The following is a 16,169-nucleotide window of genomic DNA, read 5'->3' as shown; positions in this document are numbered from 1 at the left end:
CCGTCGCCGCGCAGCAGCTTCACGTTGGGGTACGGGGCCGGGCCGGGGTGGACGAAGTCCTCGACGGCCACCGGCGCGGCCGAGTTGTCCGCCGGAGTGCCGTCGGCGGAGGCGATCGCCGTGACGCCGAGCGTGGCGGCCGCGGCGACGGCGCCGCCAACGAGCCAGCGGGACATGCGCTTTGCCATGAGTATTCCTCTTCGTTCGTTTGATGTTGACCTGGTCGACAGATCGCCGGAATGGGACGAAGACCCCGGATGGCAGGCGAACCGACATGATGCGATGAAGCGTCATGAATGGCGGGGGCAAGGGTTGAAGGCCACGTGACCACCCCTGTGACCATCGGCGGAAACCGCCCCATCGAACCAGATCAACTGAGCCCGCGCCAAGACCCTTTTTGCAGCTCAGGCAGGCAAGTTGTCACGATTTGGAATGCATTTGATCACATGCTGACGGTGCGACACCTTTGCCGAATTATGAGCCCACTGAGGCACTTTGACTCCTTGACCTCTCTTCAACTCTTTGACTTCGTGAGCGTTCTGTTGGAGTGTCATTTATCGTGGGGATCTGCTGCGGCCGGGATTCGGCCGATCTCGACAGTGGAGGTTTCCCGTGCGCCAATCGATATCCCGCTCACGACGGCGAGGGAGGGGAAGGCCGCCGCTGTTGGGCAGGCTCTCCCTGAGCCTGCTGCCGCTCGCGCTCACGGCGGGGCTGGTGGGGGCCGCGGGTCCGAGCGCCGCCGCCACCGGGCCGGCCGTCGGACAGGTCCAGCCGAGCGACCGCGAGCGTGCCGTGCAGGCGTGGCTCAACGGCGGCCCCCGGCTCCACGCACTCGCGGAGACCGCGCTCGCGGGCTCCGACCAGGACGTGAAGCGCTTCCTGGACACCGAGTTCGCCGGGGCGCAGAGCGCGGACGACCTGCTCACCGCCACGCAGATCTCCAGCGTGGGCGGGCCGAAGGTCCGCGAGGCCGCCGACAAGGCCATCGACGGGACGGCCGCGGATCGACGCACCTTCCTGGAGAGCGGCTGGCAGGCGGCCCTCGACACGGACCGGCGACTGTGGATCACCCGGATCACCGACCCCGCGATGGGCGCCGGCCGCAGCCTGCAGGCGGCGGGTGATGCCGCGCTGCGCAGCAACACCGGTGACGACCTGCAGCGGTTCCTGACCGAGGGTCAGTTCACGGCGAAGGACGCCGACGACCGGGTCAAGCTGGTCCAGATCCTGAGCTCCGGTGGCCCCAACGTCCAGGCGGCGGCGCGGATCGCGCTAAACGGGTCGATCCAGGACGTGCGCGACTTCCTGGCGACCGGCCGGTACATCGCGCAGAGCCGTGACCAGGAGCGCGCGAGCATCGCGCAGCTGGCGCAGCAGGCGAAGGACGCGAGCGCGCAGGCGGCCCAGGAGACGGCCGCTGCCATCGAGGCCAAGGACACGGCGGTCCACGAGGCGCAGAAGGCCATGGAGGCCGCCGCCCTGGCCGCGTCCGAGACCCAGAAGGCCGGCAACGACGCCGCCAAGGCCACCGCCGCCGCGAACGACGCCGCCAGTGCGGCCGATCGCGCGGGTGCGGCGGCGCAGACGGCGCTGACCGCCGCCCGCGCGGCCAACGCGGGTGCGCGGGCCGCCGCCTACGCGGCGTCGAACGCGGCGGCCGCCGCGGCCGGGGCCCAGCGGGCGGCCGCCAACGCGCGGACGGCGGCCGCCAACGCGGCCGGTGACGCGACCAAGGCGCACGAGGCGCGGGTGGCGGCGGACGCCGCCGACGCCGCGGCGAAGATCGCCGCGGACGCTAACGCCACGCTCGTCAAGGCGAACGACGCCGCCAAGAGCAGCAAGGACGCGGCGGGTGCCGCGCTCAGTGCCAAGGGCAACGCCGACGCCGCGGCGGGTTCGGCCGAGCAGGCCGGTGCCTACGCGGACAGCGCCGGCGGGCAGTCGGCCAAGGCCAAGCAGGCCGCGGCCGCGACGCGCCGCTCGGCCGCCGAGGCCGGCCGTGCCGCCGCCGCCTCCCAGCAGCTGGCGGCCGAGGCCGTCACGAAGGCCGAGGCCGCCGCGGCGCTCCTGAAGTCCGCGGGCGAGCACGCCGCCGCCGCGGCCCAGGCCGCCCGGGACGCCGCCGACCACGCCGGTCAGAGCAGCAACGCCGCGCAGGAGTCCACCGACCACGCGAACGCCGCCTCCGGCTTCGCCACGGACGCCCAGACCGCGGTCGACAAGGCCAACGAGATCCAGGACCTGGCCCGCCGCACCGAGGCCGAGGACCTGACCAACCGCACCGCGGCCGCCGTGGAGAAGGCCCGCAAGGCCAAGGCCGACCAGGCCGACAAGCAGGCGCAGACCGACCAGGCGGCCCAGGAGGTCCAGAAGGCGAAGGCCGAGGCCGACCGCCTCGCCCTGCTGGCCAACCAGCCCGGCGCCACCCCGGCGCAGGTCGCCACCGACGGCCGCAAGCTCGCCCTCATCTCCCGCAAGATCTCCGGGGACTGGGGGGAGAAGGCGGCCGACGCGGCCCTCTCCGGCCCGGACACGGCCGTGTTCTCCTACCTGAAGAGCGGCCGCAAGCAGGCCGAGGAGCACGACGCGCGCGACCGAGCCACGCAGATCTACACGGACTCCGACAGCGACACCGTCCGCACCGCCGCCTACACCGCGCTCCAGGGCAACACGGACCAGGTCGGCACGTTCCTGACCAGTGGCCGGGACGAGGCCGCCGCTCCCGACAACCGGCTGACGATCACCCGCATCAGCGACAACGCCGGCCCGGCCGTCAAGGCCGCCGCCGACGCCGCGCTGCGGGTCAACACCCCCGCCGCGCTGCGGGACTTCCTCGGCAAGGGACTGACCGACGCACAGGCCGCCGACGACCGCCTGACCGCCGTCCGGCTGGAGGACGCCCCGGACACCGAGCCCGAGCTCAAGGCCGCCGCCCGGATCGCCCTCGAAGGCCCCGTCCAGGACCTGCGCACCTTCGTGGCCCGGGGCCAGTACACCGCCCAGCAGCGCGACCGGCTCACCGCCGTCCACGTCGCCGACGTCAAGGGCCTGATCGCCCAGGCCACCGCCAACGCCGCGACCGCCCAGCAGGACGCGGCCACGGCCCAGGCCGCCGCCGCCACCGCGCGAGGCGCCGCCGACCAGGCCAACGGCTACGCCGCCGCGGCCACGGCATCGGCCAACACCGCCGCCGACCAGGTCGCCAAGGCCCAGGCCGCCGCCGACGCCGCCCAGGCCGACGCCGCCAGGGCCGCCGCATCCGCGAAGACCGCGAACGCCGCCAAGGCCTCCGCCAACCGCGACGCCGCCAAGGCCGTCTACTCCGCCAACCAGGCCGAGAGCTCGTCCCGGCAGGCGCACCACTCCGCAGCCGAAGCCAATGAGTCCGCCAGCGCCGCCCGTGCTTCCGCCGAGGCGGCCGGCAAGGACGCGACGGCCGCCCAGGCCGCCGCCGACGACGCCCACGCGAACTACGAGGTGAAGCAGCAGGCCGAGGAGAAGGCCCGGCTCGCCAAGCTCGAAGCCGAGCGCAAGGAGGCCGAAGCCAAGGCCCAGGCCGAGAAGGAGAAGCAGGACGCGATCGCGGGGATCGAGGAGGAGATCAAGAAGGCGAAGGAGGACAGCGAGAACGTCAGCTACCTCTACCACCTCTTCTCCGAGAGCATCCACCTCACCCTCGACGTCATCGGCGGCGCCGGCGGCGTCATCGCCCCCGGCCTCGCCGACATCGCCGACCTCGTCAACTGCGCCTACTACGCCGTCGAGGGCCGCACCACCGAGGCGGTCACCTCCTGCATCGGCGCGATCCCCTTCATCGGTGACGGCGCCGCCATCGCCAAACTCGCCCAGTGGGCCAAGAAGTTCGGCTCCTGGGGCGAGAAGGCCGTCGAGTTCATCCAGAAGCTCGTCACGCGCGTTCCGCCGGCCTGCCCGCTGAACAGCTTCCCGGCCGGCACCCGCGTCCTGATGGCCGACGGCTCCACCCGTGCCATCGAGACCGTCCAGGTCGGCGACGAGGTCCTCGCCACCGATCCCACCACCGGACTGGCCGGACCCCGCCGGGTCACGGACACCATCTACACCCCGGACGACCGCGACTTCACCGACATCTCCCTCGGTGCGGGCCGGTCACTCACCAGCACCGACCACCACCCCTTCTGGGCCGAGAACCGGAAGCAGTGGACCGACGCCGCCGACCTCCGGGCCGGCGACGAACTGCGCGACCCGGCCGGACAGGCCCGGCCGATCGAGAGCGTCCGGCACTGGAACACCCTCCAGGGCGCGTACAACCTCACCGTCGACGAGATCCACACGTACTACGTGCTGGCAGGCGACCTGCCGGTCCTGGTCCACAATGCGCCGTACTGTCCGAAGCGTCTCGCCCTCGGTCTCACCGAGATCGAAGAGGACGGCAAACTGCTGTTGAATTTCGCCAAGACGAACAAGGCGAAGTCCTACCTGACCTTCCCCAAGGACACGCCCTGGAGGGACACCGTCCGCGAGGCGCTCAAGCCGGACGGCGACACCAAGATCTTCTTCAACCTCGACGGCATCGGGGCGGAAAAGGCCCGACAGTGGGCCACTGAATTCGAGGGGGTCGAGGTTCCCGAAAAATACTTCACGTCCTGGGAGCTGGCCCAGATCAAGGCCGCGCCGGCGGAGGTGCGGAAGTCGCGCGTGAAGTTCTTCCTGAAGGGCGACGAAGTCGCAAGCCCCTTCGACTGAGACGAGGCCCTGAGCATGAGCGATGAGATGACGTTCCTGGCCGGAATCGAGGATCTTCCCCTGCGGACCGGGCGGGCGTTCCGCCCGTGGTCCTATTCGGTGTCGCACCGCCGCCTGGTGCTGCGCACCTGGGAGGACAGTCAGAGGCCGGTCCTGGAAATGGAGTTCCTGAACGTCACGGGAATGAAGCTCCGCCGAACCTTCGACAATCTGGTTGTCTCCGAGGGCGGTGCGCTCCCCGAGGTCGACGAATTCGTGGGCCTGTCGGACGAGGACCGCGAATTCCACCGGACCCTGCTGTTGTCCGACGGCACGCACCAGGGGTTCGTCGTGTGCAGCCGCATGAATCTCATGAGCGGCCTGTGACACGGGGCATCCGCCCCTGAGGCGTGAAGGCGTCCTGCCGGACCCGTCCGGCAGGACGCCTTTCCCGTCGGCCGTCGGCCCCCTCCGAATCCGGAGGGGGCCGACGCCATTCCGTCCGCGGCGCGGCGGGCCCGGGTCAGCTGCAGAGGGCGGCGTCGACCGCGTCGGCCACGCGCTGCTTGACGTCGGGTGACGGGGTGGTGGTCACCGCGACGTCGGCGGCGCGACCGTCCTCGGTGGCGCCGCCGCGGGTGACGTAGCCCGGGATGGAGCCGCCGTGGCCCCAGTACAGGCCGCCGCAGGACAGCGGGCGGCGGACGATGCCCAGCCCGTACCGGGCGCCCGGGCCCATGTACTCGGCGGGGACGGTGGTGCGCATCTGGGCGAGCTGCGCCGGGGGCAGCAGTTCGCCGCCGAGGAGGGCGAGGTAGAAGCGGTTGAGGTCGGTGTTGGTGGAGACCAGCGCTCCGGCGGTCCAGGCCCAGGAGGGGTCCTCCTCGGTGACGTCCAGCGGGGCGCTGCCGGGCTGTTCGGTGAGGTAGCCGTGCGGGTGGCCTTCGTGGACGGACATGTCGCCCTGGACCGGGAAGTAGGTGTGGCGCAGGCCGATGCGGTCGATCACGCGCCGGGTGATCTCCTCGCCGGCGGGTCGGCCGGTGACCTTCTGGATGATCAGGCCGGCCACGACGTACCCGGTGTTGCTGTACTTCCAGCCGGTGCCGGGGGCGAAGTCGGGGGCCTGGCCGAGCGCGAGGTCGAGCAGCTCGCGCGGCTCGTAGTACCGGGTGGCCTCCTGGTCTCCCAGCAGCGCGGTGTACTCGGGCAGGCCGCTGGTGTGCTGGAGGATCTGACGGACGGTGATGATCCGTCCGTCGGCGGGGCCCGGCCGGCCGTGCCGCGGACGACCCCGGGCAGGTAGGTGTCGAGGGGGGCGTCCAGGTCGACCTTGCCCTCGGCCACGAGCTGCAGGACGACGGTGGCGGTGAACGACTTGGTGTTGCTGCCCACCCGGATCTGGCCGTCGACGGGCACCCGCGCTCCGGTCGTGAGGTCGCCGACCCCTGCGGTGTGGTTCCGGGTCCGGCCGTCGCGGTCGCGGACCGCGGCCAGTGCGCCCGGCACGCCGTCCTGGGCGACGAGCGCGTCGAGGCGCTGCTGGACGGGGTTCGGGCGGGCCGGCGCGGCGTGGGCGGACGCCGGGAGGGCGGCCGTGCCGAGTGCGACGGCGATGGCGACGGCCGTGGCAACGGCTGACGCGCCGAGGCCGGGCGGGCGGGTGCGGGTACGGCTGCGGGTACGGGTACGGGTACGGCTGCGGGTACGGTGCTGGGCGGGCGGGTTCACGAGGCCTCTCCTCTCGCGGCCGCGGCCGCCGCCGGAACTCCCGGGTGCGGTCCGGGCGGCGCGGCGACCGTGGTCCCGTCCAGGGCATCACGCGGAGCCCGGGGCGGTCGTCGGTGCGCAGGAGGAGAGGCGGCCGGGAGCCTGCTTCCGACGGCGTATCACCATCCCTGAGGGAAACCCGAGGAGGCTTCCGGTGACACCCGCCCGGCGTCGGCGTCAGCAGCCGATGGAGCGCATGGTGACGCTGGTGAAGTGGGTGCCCGAGGGGGCGTAGAGGGTGATGGCGCGGGACTTGCCCTTGCCGCCGGCCCAGTCGCTGTCGACGCGGCCGCCGTTGGAGAGGTTGCCGCGCACGTACGGACAGCGGCCGTCCGCCTTGGTGTCGTGCACCGTGCCGACGACCTTGGTGTTGTAGTTGCACCACTTGCCGTTCGCGTAGCCCTCGCCGGAGCTGATGCTCCAGTTCTGGGTGCACGAGTCGGCGGGCGGCGCGGCGTGGGCGCCGCTGGCCGGGAGGAGCAGGGCGGCGAGGGTCAGAGCGGCGACGGCGGCTCCGGGGACGGCGAGACGGCGCTTGGACATGGCGGTACCTCCACACGGGTGCACGGTGGACATCCGGGCCGGGGCGTCGGGCGGCGCGCGGCGTACGACACGCGCGGCACGTCCGGCCGCCCGCCCGGCGGTCCGTCGAGCGTGACGTAGTCGAACAACCCTCGTCAACCCGGGAGTTGGGGGGTGGAGGCGGCATGGCGCCCCTGGGGTACCGGGGCGGCCCGGGCGACCCAAGGGGTACGTCCCGCACCATGGGGGTGGGGTCGCCGGCCCGGATCGGTGTACGAACCCAGTGCGGAGGTTCGGCCGCGGCGGGGGCGGGGAACGGCCTCCTCCCCCGCCCTCACGCCCGGTCCTCCCGCTGCGCGCGGTGGGCGGCGACGCGGACGCGGGTGGCGCAGCGCGGGGTGCAGTAGCGCTGCGGGGTGCGGCGGCCGGTGTCGATGAAGAAGCGTTCGCAGCCCGGGGCGGCGCAGCGGCCCCAGGCGCAGCCGCCGCGTTCGCCGAGCCACAGGCCGAGGGCGAGGGCGGCGGTGGAGAGCAGCCAGTGGGTGAGGCCGGCGGCGGCGGGGGCGCGGGTGTGCGGCGCCGTCCTCGTCCGCCCGGACGGCCACATCGCCTGGCGGGCGCGGCAGGCTCCCGCCGAGGACGGGCGGCTGCTCGCCGTCCTGCGACGGGCGCCGTCCGCGCCGGACACCGGAACCTCCGAACGGCGATCTTCTGATGGACCGTCATAACAATTCGGCCGCAGGGGGAAACAGCACGCCGCCTCCCCGCCGTCCTGCCCATTCCGTTCCTGCTCCGACCCCGACCCCGGACCGCTGTACGGAGTGAAGTACGCCTGAAGGACGGTGAATTCGGGCTCGACCAGCCCCGGGGAGGATGCCAAGCAGCACCTCCGGTGGATGCCGCGGCCGGAGGCCCACCGACAGAATCGGTGCGAGGGGGCGGCGACGCGCGCCCGACAGGGGAGGGACGCAGGCATGACGCCACATCCGCGCACATCGAGGGCCGGTATCCGCTCGGCCGCCGCACTCCTGGCCGCCACCGCGCTGCTCGGCGCCGGCGCCACGACGGGCTTCGCCGCGCCCTCCGCCGGACTGCCGGTCGTGATCCAGCCCGCGGACGAGGAGGGGGAGTTCCTGCCGGAGGGCGCCGATTCCGCCGCGCTGCGCACCACGCTGCGGGGCATCGTCGACGCCGGCTCCTCGGCCGCCGTCGGCGAGGTCCGCCAGGACGGGCGGACCGTCTGGCGCGGGCGCGCCGGGGTGACCGACCCGGTCACCGGCGCGGCGGTGCCCGCGCGCGCCCGGTTCAGGATCGGCAGCGTCACCAAGACCTTCGTCGCCACCGTCGTGCTCCAGCTCTCCGCCGAGCGGCGCCTCGGCCTGGACGACCCGGTCGACGCCCGCCTTCCCGGCGCCGTGCCGAACGGCGCGGCCATCACCGTCCGCCAACTGCTCGACCACACCAGCGGGTTGTACAACTACACCGAAGCGCCCGGCATGGATCCCCAGGACGAGGACCAGTACCGCAGCTGGCTGGCCGGACCGCGCTGGCACACCTACCGGCCGGCCGACCTGCTCGCGCTCGCCAACGGCCGTGCCCCGTACTTCCCACCGGGGCAGGGCTGGCACTACTCCAACACCAACTACCTGCTCGCCGGCCTGCTCATCGAGAAGGTCACCGGCCGCCCCTGGCAGCGGGAGGTCGAGCAGCGGATCATCCGGCCACTGGGACTGCACGACACCACCATGCCCGGCCTGTCGCCGCTGCTGCCCGGCCCCCACGCCCACGGCTACGTGAAGCTCTCGACCGGGCCGGTGGACGTCACCGAGCTCAACCCGTCCGTTCTGGGCGCCGCCGGGCAGGGCATCTCCAGCGCCGCCGACCTCAACCGGTTCATCGCCGCCCTCCTGGACGGCCGACTGCTGCGCCCCGCCGAACTCGCCGAGATGACCAGGACGACGGACGCCGGACCGGGACGCGGCTACGGGCTGGGGCTGGCCCGCTTCGACACCCCGTGCGGGGTGTTCTGGGGCCACAGCGGAGACCTCCCCGGCTACTCGACGATGGCCGCCGGCACGGCCGACGGCCGACGTCAACTCGCGCTCTCCCACAACCCGTTCGACCGCTCCGACCCGCGCGCCGCCAAGACCGCCGTCACGGCCTTCCTCACCACGGCCGCCTGCGGGACCGCCCCCGGGCAGTGATCAGCGGCCGGGCGCGGCAACCAGGGTGCGGCGGCCGGGGATCAACGCCCGGTGGTGACGACCATGCGGAAGCGGGCCCGGCCGCCGGCCATCCTGGCCACCGCGGCCGCGGTCTCCTCCAGAGGCACCTCCTCGATCCACGCCCGCACGCCGGTGCGGGCGGCGAAACGCAGGGTGTCCTCGGTGTCGACGGCCGTGCCCGAGGAGTGGCCGTAGACCCTCCGGTCCCCGGTGATCAGCTGCAGCGGGCTGATCGAGAGGGCGTCGGCGGAGACGCCGACGACGACGAGCTCGCCGCGCCGACCGAGCCCGTCGACGACGGCGGACATGGCGTCGGCGTTGGTGACCGTGGACAGGACCACCTTCGCGCCGCCGAGCGACCGCAGGGCCCCGGCGACGTCGCCGGCGGTGCTGTCGATGTAGTGCTCGGCGCCGAGCTCGTGCGCCAGCGGCTGCTTCTCCGCACCGCGGGCGATGGCCACCGTACGGAAACCCATCGCGCGGGCGAACTGCACCCCCAGATGGCCGAGCCCGCCCAGGCCCAGGACCGCGACCGTGTCCCCGGGTCCGGCGGCGGAGCGGCGCAGGGCGTTGAAGACGGTGATCCCGGCGCAGGCCAGCGGGGCCGCCTCGGCGGCGGTCAGCCCGTCGGGGATCGCGGCCAGGGCCATGGCCGGGACGACGACACTGTCGGCGTATCCGCCGGGGTAGGCCGCCCCGGGGACCTGCAGCTCGGGACAGTGGATTCCGTCACCCGAACGGCAGGCGTCACAACGGCCGCAGCTGCCGCCGTACCAGCCGACGGCGACCCGGTCACCGACCTTCCAGCCCTCCACCCCCTCGCCGAGGGCGTCGATGCGGCCCGCGATCTCATGACCGGGGGTGACCGGGAACGTCGTGCCCGGCAGGGCGCCACCGGCGATCAGGAGGTCGGAGTGGCAGACGCCGCACGCCTCGACGGCGACGCGCACCGCCCCGCGCCCCGGCTCGCGGACCGGCACCTCGGACAGTTGGGGCGCCGCCCCCGGGGCGGCGACCAGCACGGCGCGCTGCAGGCCGTCGGAGGAGGTGGACGAGGTGGCAGCCATGGTGGAGAACCCTTCCGTACGGAGTCGAAGGTCGAAGGCCGAAGGCCGGACGTCGGAGGCCGGAGGCCAAAGGCAGGCGGCGGGCGTCAGGCGTCACCCGCCCCGGCACTCCCACCAGCTTCGCCCCTCCGCCGCCGTTTGTCCGCGCACGCCCGCCGCGCCGACTCCCCGGCCCGGCGGGCGTCATCGGGCGAAAGGCCGCACCGTCGGTGCCCCGGCGGCGAGAATGTGGTCCGCGTCCCGCTGGGAACGGTCCCGACCCCGAGGAAGGCTTGTGATGACGCAGAGCGCACCCGACTTCGCCGAGCTGCTGAGGGGCGCCACGCGCTCCGCCGCGCACCTGGAGATGCGCGACACCTACTCGGTCGGCGAGGAGGTCGAGCCCTTCGACCGCTTCAGGAGGACCGGCGAGGTGGACAACGACCCGAACACATCGTTCTGGCCGACGTGGATCCCCCTGGTGGAGGATGCGGTCGCCCGGGGTGTCGTCCTGCGCCGCGCCCGGATCGTCTCGGAGCCGGTGACCGACTACATCAGGTACGAGCACGCCGTCACCCCCGTCAACCTCGCGGCCGGCGAACAGGTCCGGTGGCTTCCCCGGAGCCGGGCATCGACCATCGCCCTCCCGGGCAACGACTTCTGGCTGATCGACCGGCGGCTGGTGCTCTTCCACTGGTTCACGGGCGACGGCGACTGGGCGGGCCACGCCTTCACGGAGGACCGGGCCGCCGTGGACCTCTGCTCCGCGGCCTTCGAGGCCGTCTGGGCGGCGGGCATCCCCCACGAAAAGTTCACCGTCGAGTAGTCCACCGTCGAGTAGTTCACCATCGAGAGGTTCACCGTCCGCCGCCACGAGCACCGGACGCCTGCCGCGCCTCTCTCCGAGGCGCGGCAGGCGAGGTGCGCGGTTCTCAGTGCCGGTGGTGGTTGTCGGGTTGGGCGGGGTCGCCGGGGTGTTCCAGGCCTTCGACCAGGGTGAGGCGGTGGGCGCGTGCGTGGTCGAGCCAGCGGACGAAGGCGGCGCGGCGGGCGGCGGCGCGGAGGGTCGGGGCGGGGTCGGGGGGCTCCGGGGGCGTGGCCACAGTGAGCAGGGCGGCTTTCCAGGGGCCGGCGGTGACCCAGGTGGCGGGCGGGGCGGTGCGGAGGGCTTCGGCGAGGGCGGTCGGGAGGGTGTCCGGGTCGGCCTCCAGTTCGCCGTCGGGGAGGGCGAGGTGCCAGCGCTCCGCCGGTGGGCGGGTGGTCATGGTGCGGTAGTGGGCGATGTCGGCGGGTGAGGGTTCGACGTCGGCGGTGACGGCCGCGTAGACGGCGCGGACGGCCGGGTTGCCCTCGAAGGCGGCCGCCGTGATGGAGCCGAGTTCGACGGCGGCCTGCTGATCGAGGCGGGCGGGGCCGTCGGGGCCGTCGGGGACCACGGGCAGCCGGCGTTCGGCGGCGACCGCCTCGCACAGCGCCTCGGTCAGCAGGACCTGGGCGACCCATCGGGTGAGCTGGCGGTCCTCCGAACTGCCGGACTGCGGCAGGGCGGTGGCGCGCGGGCCGTTCCGCAGGGCGGCGAGGCGGTGGTCGAGTGCCGTCCGCGGGAGCGGGCGTCCGTCGAGCAGGCCGAGCGTGGTCATGCCTCCACCACCAGGGCGACGGTCGGGGCGTACTGGCAGCGGCCGAACCACATGACCTTGGCGAGGGCCCAGTACGCGCCCGGGTCGGTGGATTCGGGGACGGTGACGGGGAAGTCGACGGTCGTGGCGGTGCCGGCGGGGGCGGTGAAGCCGCGGACGGGGTCGGCGATGGCCTCCCAGGTGCCCCACGGGGAGACGAGCTGGAGTTCGCCGCGGATCTCGCCGCGCGTGCGGTTGGTGAGGACGAGGGACAGGGTGGCCCGGCCGCCGGGGGCCACGCGCAGGGTCGCGGTGGAGACCTCGACGTCCAGCCCGGTGTCGCGGCCGGTGGTGGCCTTGCTGCCCTGGGCGATCGTCCAGTCCTCGGGAGTGTCGCCGGGGACGGGGAGCAGGTCGGGCAGCTCGCCGACGGCGATGGTCACCACGTCCTCGATCAGCTGGCCGTCGTGCTCGATGCGGACGGCGGCGAAGTACAGCCCGGGCTCGGCTCCGGCCGGCGGGGTGACGGTGACCGGGAAGCGCAGGTGCCCGCCGGCCTCCAGTCGGTACGGGCGGCTGCCGAGGCCGGTCGTCCAGCCCTCGGGCGGCAGCACGACGGCCGTGCCCTCAACGGCGGCATCGCGGAGCTGGGAGGAGAGCACGACCGACAGCGTCACCGGCTCCCCCGCCGTTCGCAGCAGACCGGGCGAGGCGCCGACGGACACCGGCAGGTAGCCGAGCGGGGCCGGGCCCCGGTTGTGGAGCCAGTAGCGGGCGTGGACGGGCTGGGCGGGTTCCGCGGTGGGGCCGAGGTCCGTCGCGGCCGCGGGGGCGGTGACGGCCGGGGTCGCGAGCAGGGTGGCGATCTGCGAACCGGCGAGGTCGAGAGCGGAGTCACCGGAGGGAAGCGGTCGTTCCAGCAGGTCCGCGGCCCGGATCTCGCCCAGGCCGAGCGCGCCGCCGAGCCGCGCCGTGCGCCCGAGGCCGGTGGATTCGACGAGCCGGACGGTCAGTTCGCGCCCGAGTGGCGACGTCGAGCCGTGCGCGATCGGGTTGCCGGCCGGTTTGAGCGTCCCGAGCAGCACCTCGCGCTGCGGCTCGACCCGCAGCCAGGACAGGGTGGCGGGCAGCGGCCCGTCCTGCGCCGGGGTGATCCGGGCGTACAGCGGGTGGTTGAACTCCTGGCCCTGGGCGGGCAGTGTGCGGTCCCGCCAGTCGCCGTCCCCTCCCACCAGTGCGTAGCTGAACTCGTGCGTCCAGTGCTGGAGTTGGAAGGACGCGCCGTCGGGCAGGGTGCGCCGGGGCGGGTCGATCCAGACGCCCGAGGGCCAGCCGGTGCAGGAGCGCATCAGCGACAGGTGCAGGGCGCCGGTGGTGTCGACGGCGAAGCCGGGCAGACCGAAGCTCAGCAACGCGACGGTGTGGTCGGCCAGTTGCTCCTGGACCGAGGACGGGCAGACGGCGGTGATCCGGGCGTCGGCCAGGTCGTCGACCAGCGCCGCCACGTCGGAGACGACGAGCGCCGGCAGCGCCCGCAGGTCGCGCAGGTCGGCGTCCGGCCGCCAGACCTCGGCGAGCGGGGTCACGGCGGGCACCCACACCGCGCCGTGCGCCTTCAGGGCGGCAGCGTACTCCTCCCCCGCCAGCGAGATCAACTCCTTGGCCGCATCGTTGACTTCGGGCCCACCGACGACGATCCGGAAGTCCGGCAGGTTGGAGTCCACCTCCAGCCAGCCGTACCGCGCCCAGTCCGCCCCCGAGGTGGTGGCGGTGACCCCGACCCGGGCGAGCGCGACCACCAGCGGACGGGCGTCGGCGGCGTCGTCCAGCGCGGGGACGACGACCTCCGCCACCCCGAGGGCGCGCGAGCCGGCCGCCGCACCCAGTGCGTCGGTGAGGTCCACGCGCGCGGTGGCGCCGAGCCCGAACCAGGTGTTGGCGGGGTTGTCCAGGGTCCACGGCGCCTCCGCCGAGTCCACGTCCGGCATCGCGAAGCCGCGCCCGACGACCGCGCCCGCGACCTCGCTGACCGGCAGGCCGCCGGGGACGTCCACCGGGAAGCGCAGCCGCAGCAGCCGGTCGGCGCCGGAGTGGTCCACCACCCGGGTACGGCAGTCCACCCGGTCGAGGCCGCGCCAGAGCGTGACGGTCTGCTCGTACCGGACGGAGTCGACCGTGCCCTCGATCACGAGGCGCTCGCCGAGCGGCCCGGTCTCCCGGCGGACGGACGCCTCGCCGTCGCCCGAACCGACGACCGGACCGCTGGGCACCAGGTGCCAGGGGCCCTCGCCGAAGTCGGGGTGCTGCGGGTACTCCTCGTACACCCGCAGCTCGTTGCCGATCCGGCCCTCCTGGATCAACTCCCTTCGGTTCGACAGGTCGTGGACCGAGGTGAGACCGCCGCCGCGCGCCGGGTCGGCGGTGACGCGGTACCGGTCGCCCTCGATCACGAAACCGTCGGCCGCCGTCCACGGCTGCTCCGCCTCGCCCTCCACCAGTCGCCAGGTGCGCCAGCCGAGCGCGGGCACCTCGGCGGCCAGGAAACGCAGCGTCCCCCGGTCGACGGCGCTCGGCACGGGCTCGCCCCGGTCGTCGAGCACTCGCACCGACCGCATGCCGTCCGGCAGTTCGACCGTGACGAGGTCGGTCCGGTCGAAGGAGAGCGTGTTGGTCACCACGATCGCCGAGCCCGCGCCCGCGGTGGGTCCCGCCCCCGCCGTGGGTCCCGCCCCCGCCGTGGAGATCCGCCCCGCGAGAGCGTCCAGAGCCGCGTCGCGTACGCCGGACGCCAGGTCGTACGCCTCCCGCCAGCCACCGAGCAGGTCCAGGTACACCTGGTCGGACTCGGAACCGGTGATCGCGTCGTGGTGGGCGCCGTAGGCGAGTTGGCGCCAGACCTTGTCGAGCGCGGCGGCCGGGTAGCGGCCGAGGCCGTGCACGGAGGCGAGCGTGGCGAGCTTCTCCGCGTCCACGGCCGCGACCTCGCCGGCTCGTTGGGCCTGCTTGGTGTCGATGTACGAGACGTCCTTGCCGGTGTACACCGGGTTCATGTCGCGGGTCTGCGGGCTGGGCCGCCTTCCGGTGGCGGCGAGTTCGGCGCGGACGGCGTCGAGGAAGTCGCGCGGGACGGCGCAGACGAACCGGGGCCAGAGGTACTTGGCGGCCCAGGAGCGGTGGATCTCGGTGACCCACTTGTTCGGCGGGGTGTAGTCCGTCCCGACCGGCAGCAGCAGGTTCTTCGTCGCCCCGACGGGCTTGAGCTTGCGGTACAGCTCGTAGACGGCCTGTTCGGCGGTGGCGAGGTCCGGGGAGGAGTCCATCCACCAGCCGGCCGAGTAGTGGTGCGGCATGTAGTGGGTGAGCACGCCGTCCCCGCTGGGGGCGATCCACTCGAACTCGCTCGGGAACTGCATCACCCGGGCGTCGTCCTTGGCCTCCCGGAAGTTCTTCTGGATCGGGCCCCACTGGTGGAAGGGGCCGCGCGCCCAGGCGCTGCCGGTGAGGCCGGCCGCGGCGAGGTGGCCGGGGAACTGCGGGTCGTGTCCGAACACGTCGAGCTGCCAGGCGGTCCGGGGGTCGCCGCCGAGGATGTCACGCTGGTAGCCGATGCCGTGGACGATGTTGCGGATGGTGGTCTCCGCGCCGGTGAGGTTGGTGTTCGGCTCGTTGTAGGTGCCGCCGACGAGTTCGATCTGGCCGCGTTCCAGCAGCAGCCGCAGGGTCTCGCGGCGCTCCGGGTGCTGGTCGAAGTACGGCTTCAGGTAGTCGACTTCGGCGAGCACGAACTTGTACACCGGGTCCCGCAGGGCGAGGTCCAGGTGCGCGTCGACGAGGGCGAAGCCGTTGCGCTCCCACAGCGGCCGGGTGGTGGCGTCGGCGGAGAGCAGTTCCCACGGGGAGGTGTAGGCGGCCTGGGTGTTCCACCAGACCGGGTCGTAGTGGAAGTGCGAGACCAGGAACATCGTCCAGCCGGGCTCGGCGACGTCCACGCTCGCCTCCGCGACGGCGTCCGAGGCCCGCACGGTGACGGGCAGCCGGTCGCCGGGCGAGGCCCCGCTGATCTCCAGCGGGACCTCGACCGACCCCGTGCCGGTCGCCTCGCCGCGGACGCCCGGGCCGCTGACCGTGATCCGGGCGGCCGGGCCCTCCAGCGTCACCCGCAGCACTTGGCGCGGGGCGTCCTCGGGGCCGACGAACAGATCGGTGCTCTCGACGGCGGTGATGGTGACCGGCACGGGGGTGCTTCCTTTCCTCGGACAGGGCAGCGCGGGGCGGCGGGG

At 73.6% G+C, this 16,169-nt stretch carries 11 protein-coding genes and 2 pseudogenes; 6 read left to right on the top strand and 7 right to left on the bottom strand.

The features are described 5' to 3' along the window. A pseudogene (locus ACZ6EM_RS17795) lies at positions 1 to 188 on the bottom strand (hypothetical protein); the annotation flags it as partial. 478 nt (positions 189 to 666) lie between these two features. Here ACZ6EM_RS17795 and ACZ6EM_RS17790 point away from each other — a divergent pair. Then, positions 667 to 4,728, top strand: a complete 4,062-nt coding sequence (locus ACZ6EM_RS17790) for a polymorphic toxin-type HINT domain-containing protein (protein ID WP_465772713.1) — start codon at positions 667 to 669, stop codon at positions 4,726 to 4,728. Positions 4,729 to 4,743: 15 nt separating this feature from the next. Continuing rightward, positions 4,744 to 5,094: a hypothetical protein gene (locus tag ACZ6EM_RS17785; RefSeq protein ID WP_401056705.1), complete on the top strand. Its 351-nt coding sequence runs from the start codon at positions 4,744 to 4,746 to the stop codon at positions 5,092 to 5,094. 136 nt (positions 5,095 to 5,230) lie between these two features. Here ACZ6EM_RS17785 and ACZ6EM_RS17780 read toward each other — a convergent pair. Further along, positions 5,231 to 6,216, bottom strand: a pseudogene (locus ACZ6EM_RS17780) (serine hydrolase domain-containing protein). Between ACZ6EM_RS17780 and ACZ6EM_RS17775 the strand changes: the two are divergent. After that, positions 6,163 to 6,348 (top strand): hypothetical protein, encoded by a 186-nt coding sequence (locus ACZ6EM_RS17775; RefSeq protein ID WP_465772717.1) that lies wholly within the window; start codon positions 6,163 to 6,165, stop codon positions 6,346 to 6,348. The pseudogene ACZ6EM_RS17780 and the gene ACZ6EM_RS17775 sit on opposite strands and share 54 nt — an antisense overlap. A 306-nt stretch (positions 6,349 to 6,654) precedes the next feature. Here the strand turns inward: ACZ6EM_RS17775 and ACZ6EM_RS17770 are convergent, their stop codons facing one another. Beyond that, entirely contained in the window at positions 6,655 to 7,020 is a 366-nt protein-coding gene (locus ACZ6EM_RS17770) for a hypothetical protein (RefSeq protein ID WP_401055645.1), read from the bottom strand. A 313-nt stretch (positions 7,021 to 7,333) separates the two neighbouring features. Continuing rightward, positions 7,334 to 7,606 carry a CGNR zinc finger domain-containing protein gene (locus tag ACZ6EM_RS17765; RefSeq protein ID WP_452178050.1) on the bottom strand — a complete coding sequence of 91 codons (273 nt, stop codon included), beginning with the start codon at positions 7,604 to 7,606 and terminating at the stop codon, positions 7,334 to 7,336. Here ACZ6EM_RS17765 and ACZ6EM_RS17760 point away from each other — a divergent pair. Both ACZ6EM_RS17760 and ACZ6EM_RS17755 read left to right on the top strand, forming a co-directional pair. Next, complete coding sequence (locus ACZ6EM_RS17760) at positions 7,524 to 7,727, top strand: aromatic-ring hydroxylase C-terminal domain-containing protein (RefSeq protein ID WP_465772712.1); 204 nt, start codon at positions 7,524 to 7,526, stop codon at positions 7,725 to 7,727. The two genes, ACZ6EM_RS17765 and ACZ6EM_RS17760, sit on opposite strands and share 83 nt — an antisense overlap. Before the next feature lie 246 nt (positions 7,728 to 7,973). After that, positions 7,974 to 9,203, top strand: coding sequence for a serine hydrolase domain-containing protein (locus ACZ6EM_RS17755; RefSeq protein ID WP_465772711.1), 1,230 nt, complete (start codon positions 7,974 to 7,976; stop codon positions 9,201 to 9,203). 41 nt (positions 9,204 to 9,244) lie between these two features. Here ACZ6EM_RS17755 and ACZ6EM_RS17750 read toward each other — a convergent pair whose 3' ends face one another. Continuing rightward, a complete protein-coding gene (locus ACZ6EM_RS17750; protein WP_452178047.1) occupies positions 9,245 to 10,291 on the bottom strand; it encodes an alcohol dehydrogenase catalytic domain-containing protein in 1,047 nt (348 codons plus the stop codon). A gap of 277 nt (positions 10,292 to 10,568) precedes the next feature. On the opposite strand from ACZ6EM_RS17750, the gene ACZ6EM_RS17745 reads away from it, so the two are divergent. Then, entirely contained in the window at positions 10,569 to 11,096 is a 528-nt protein-coding gene (locus tag ACZ6EM_RS17745) for a DUF6879 family protein (protein ID WP_401055297.1), read from the top strand. Positions 11,097 to 11,202: 106 nt separating this feature from the next. On the opposite strand, the gene ACZ6EM_RS17740 is transcribed toward ACZ6EM_RS17745, so the two are convergent. Continuing rightward, complete coding sequence (locus ACZ6EM_RS17740; protein ID WP_465772710.1) at positions 11,203 to 11,910, bottom strand: DUF7158 domain-containing protein; 708 nt, start codon at positions 11,908 to 11,910, stop codon at positions 11,203 to 11,205. Continuing rightward, positions 11,907 to 16,124 (bottom strand): glycoside hydrolase family 38 N-terminal domain-containing protein, encoded by a 4,218-nt coding sequence (locus tag ACZ6EM_RS17735; protein WP_465772709.1) that lies wholly within the window; start codon positions 16,122 to 16,124, stop codon positions 11,907 to 11,909. Before ACZ6EM_RS17735 ends, ACZ6EM_RS17740 begins: the two co-directional genes overlap by 4 nt. Positions 16,125 to 16,169: the final 45 nt, after the last annotated feature.

Source organism: Kitasatospora sp. NPDC041917 (assembly GCF_055589745.1).
This window is presented reverse-complemented; position numbering and strand designations above follow the sequence as displayed.

Bases quoted from the DNA above. Each gene is read 5' to 3' on its own strand.
- ACZ6EM_RS17785 (WP_401056705.1), top strand. From the start codon at position 4,744: ATGAGCGATGAGATGACGTTCCTGGCCGGAATCGAGGATCTTCCCCTG.
- ACZ6EM_RS17770 (WP_401055645.1), bottom strand. From the start codon at position 7,020: ATGTCCAAGCGCCGTCTCGCCGTCCCCGGAGCCGCCGTCGCCGCTCTG.
- ACZ6EM_RS17765 (WP_452178050.1), bottom strand. From the start codon at position 7,606: ATGTGGCCGTCCGGGCGGACGAGGACGGCGCCGCACACCCGCGCCCCC.
- ACZ6EM_RS17755 (WP_465772711.1), top strand. From the start codon at position 7,974: ATGACGCCACATCCGCGCACATCGAGGGCCGGTATCCGCTCGGCCGCC.
- ACZ6EM_RS17750 (WP_452178047.1), bottom strand. From the start codon at position 10,291: ATGGCTGCCACCTCGTCCACCTCCTCCGACGGCCTGCAGCGCGCCGTG.
- ACZ6EM_RS17745 (WP_401055297.1), top strand. From the start codon at position 10,569: ATGACGCAGAGCGCACCCGACTTCGCCGAGCTGCTGAGGGGCGCCACG.
- ACZ6EM_RS17740 (WP_465772710.1), bottom strand. From the start codon at position 11,910: ATGACCACGCTCGGCCTGCTCGACGGACGCCCGCTCCCGCGGACGGCA.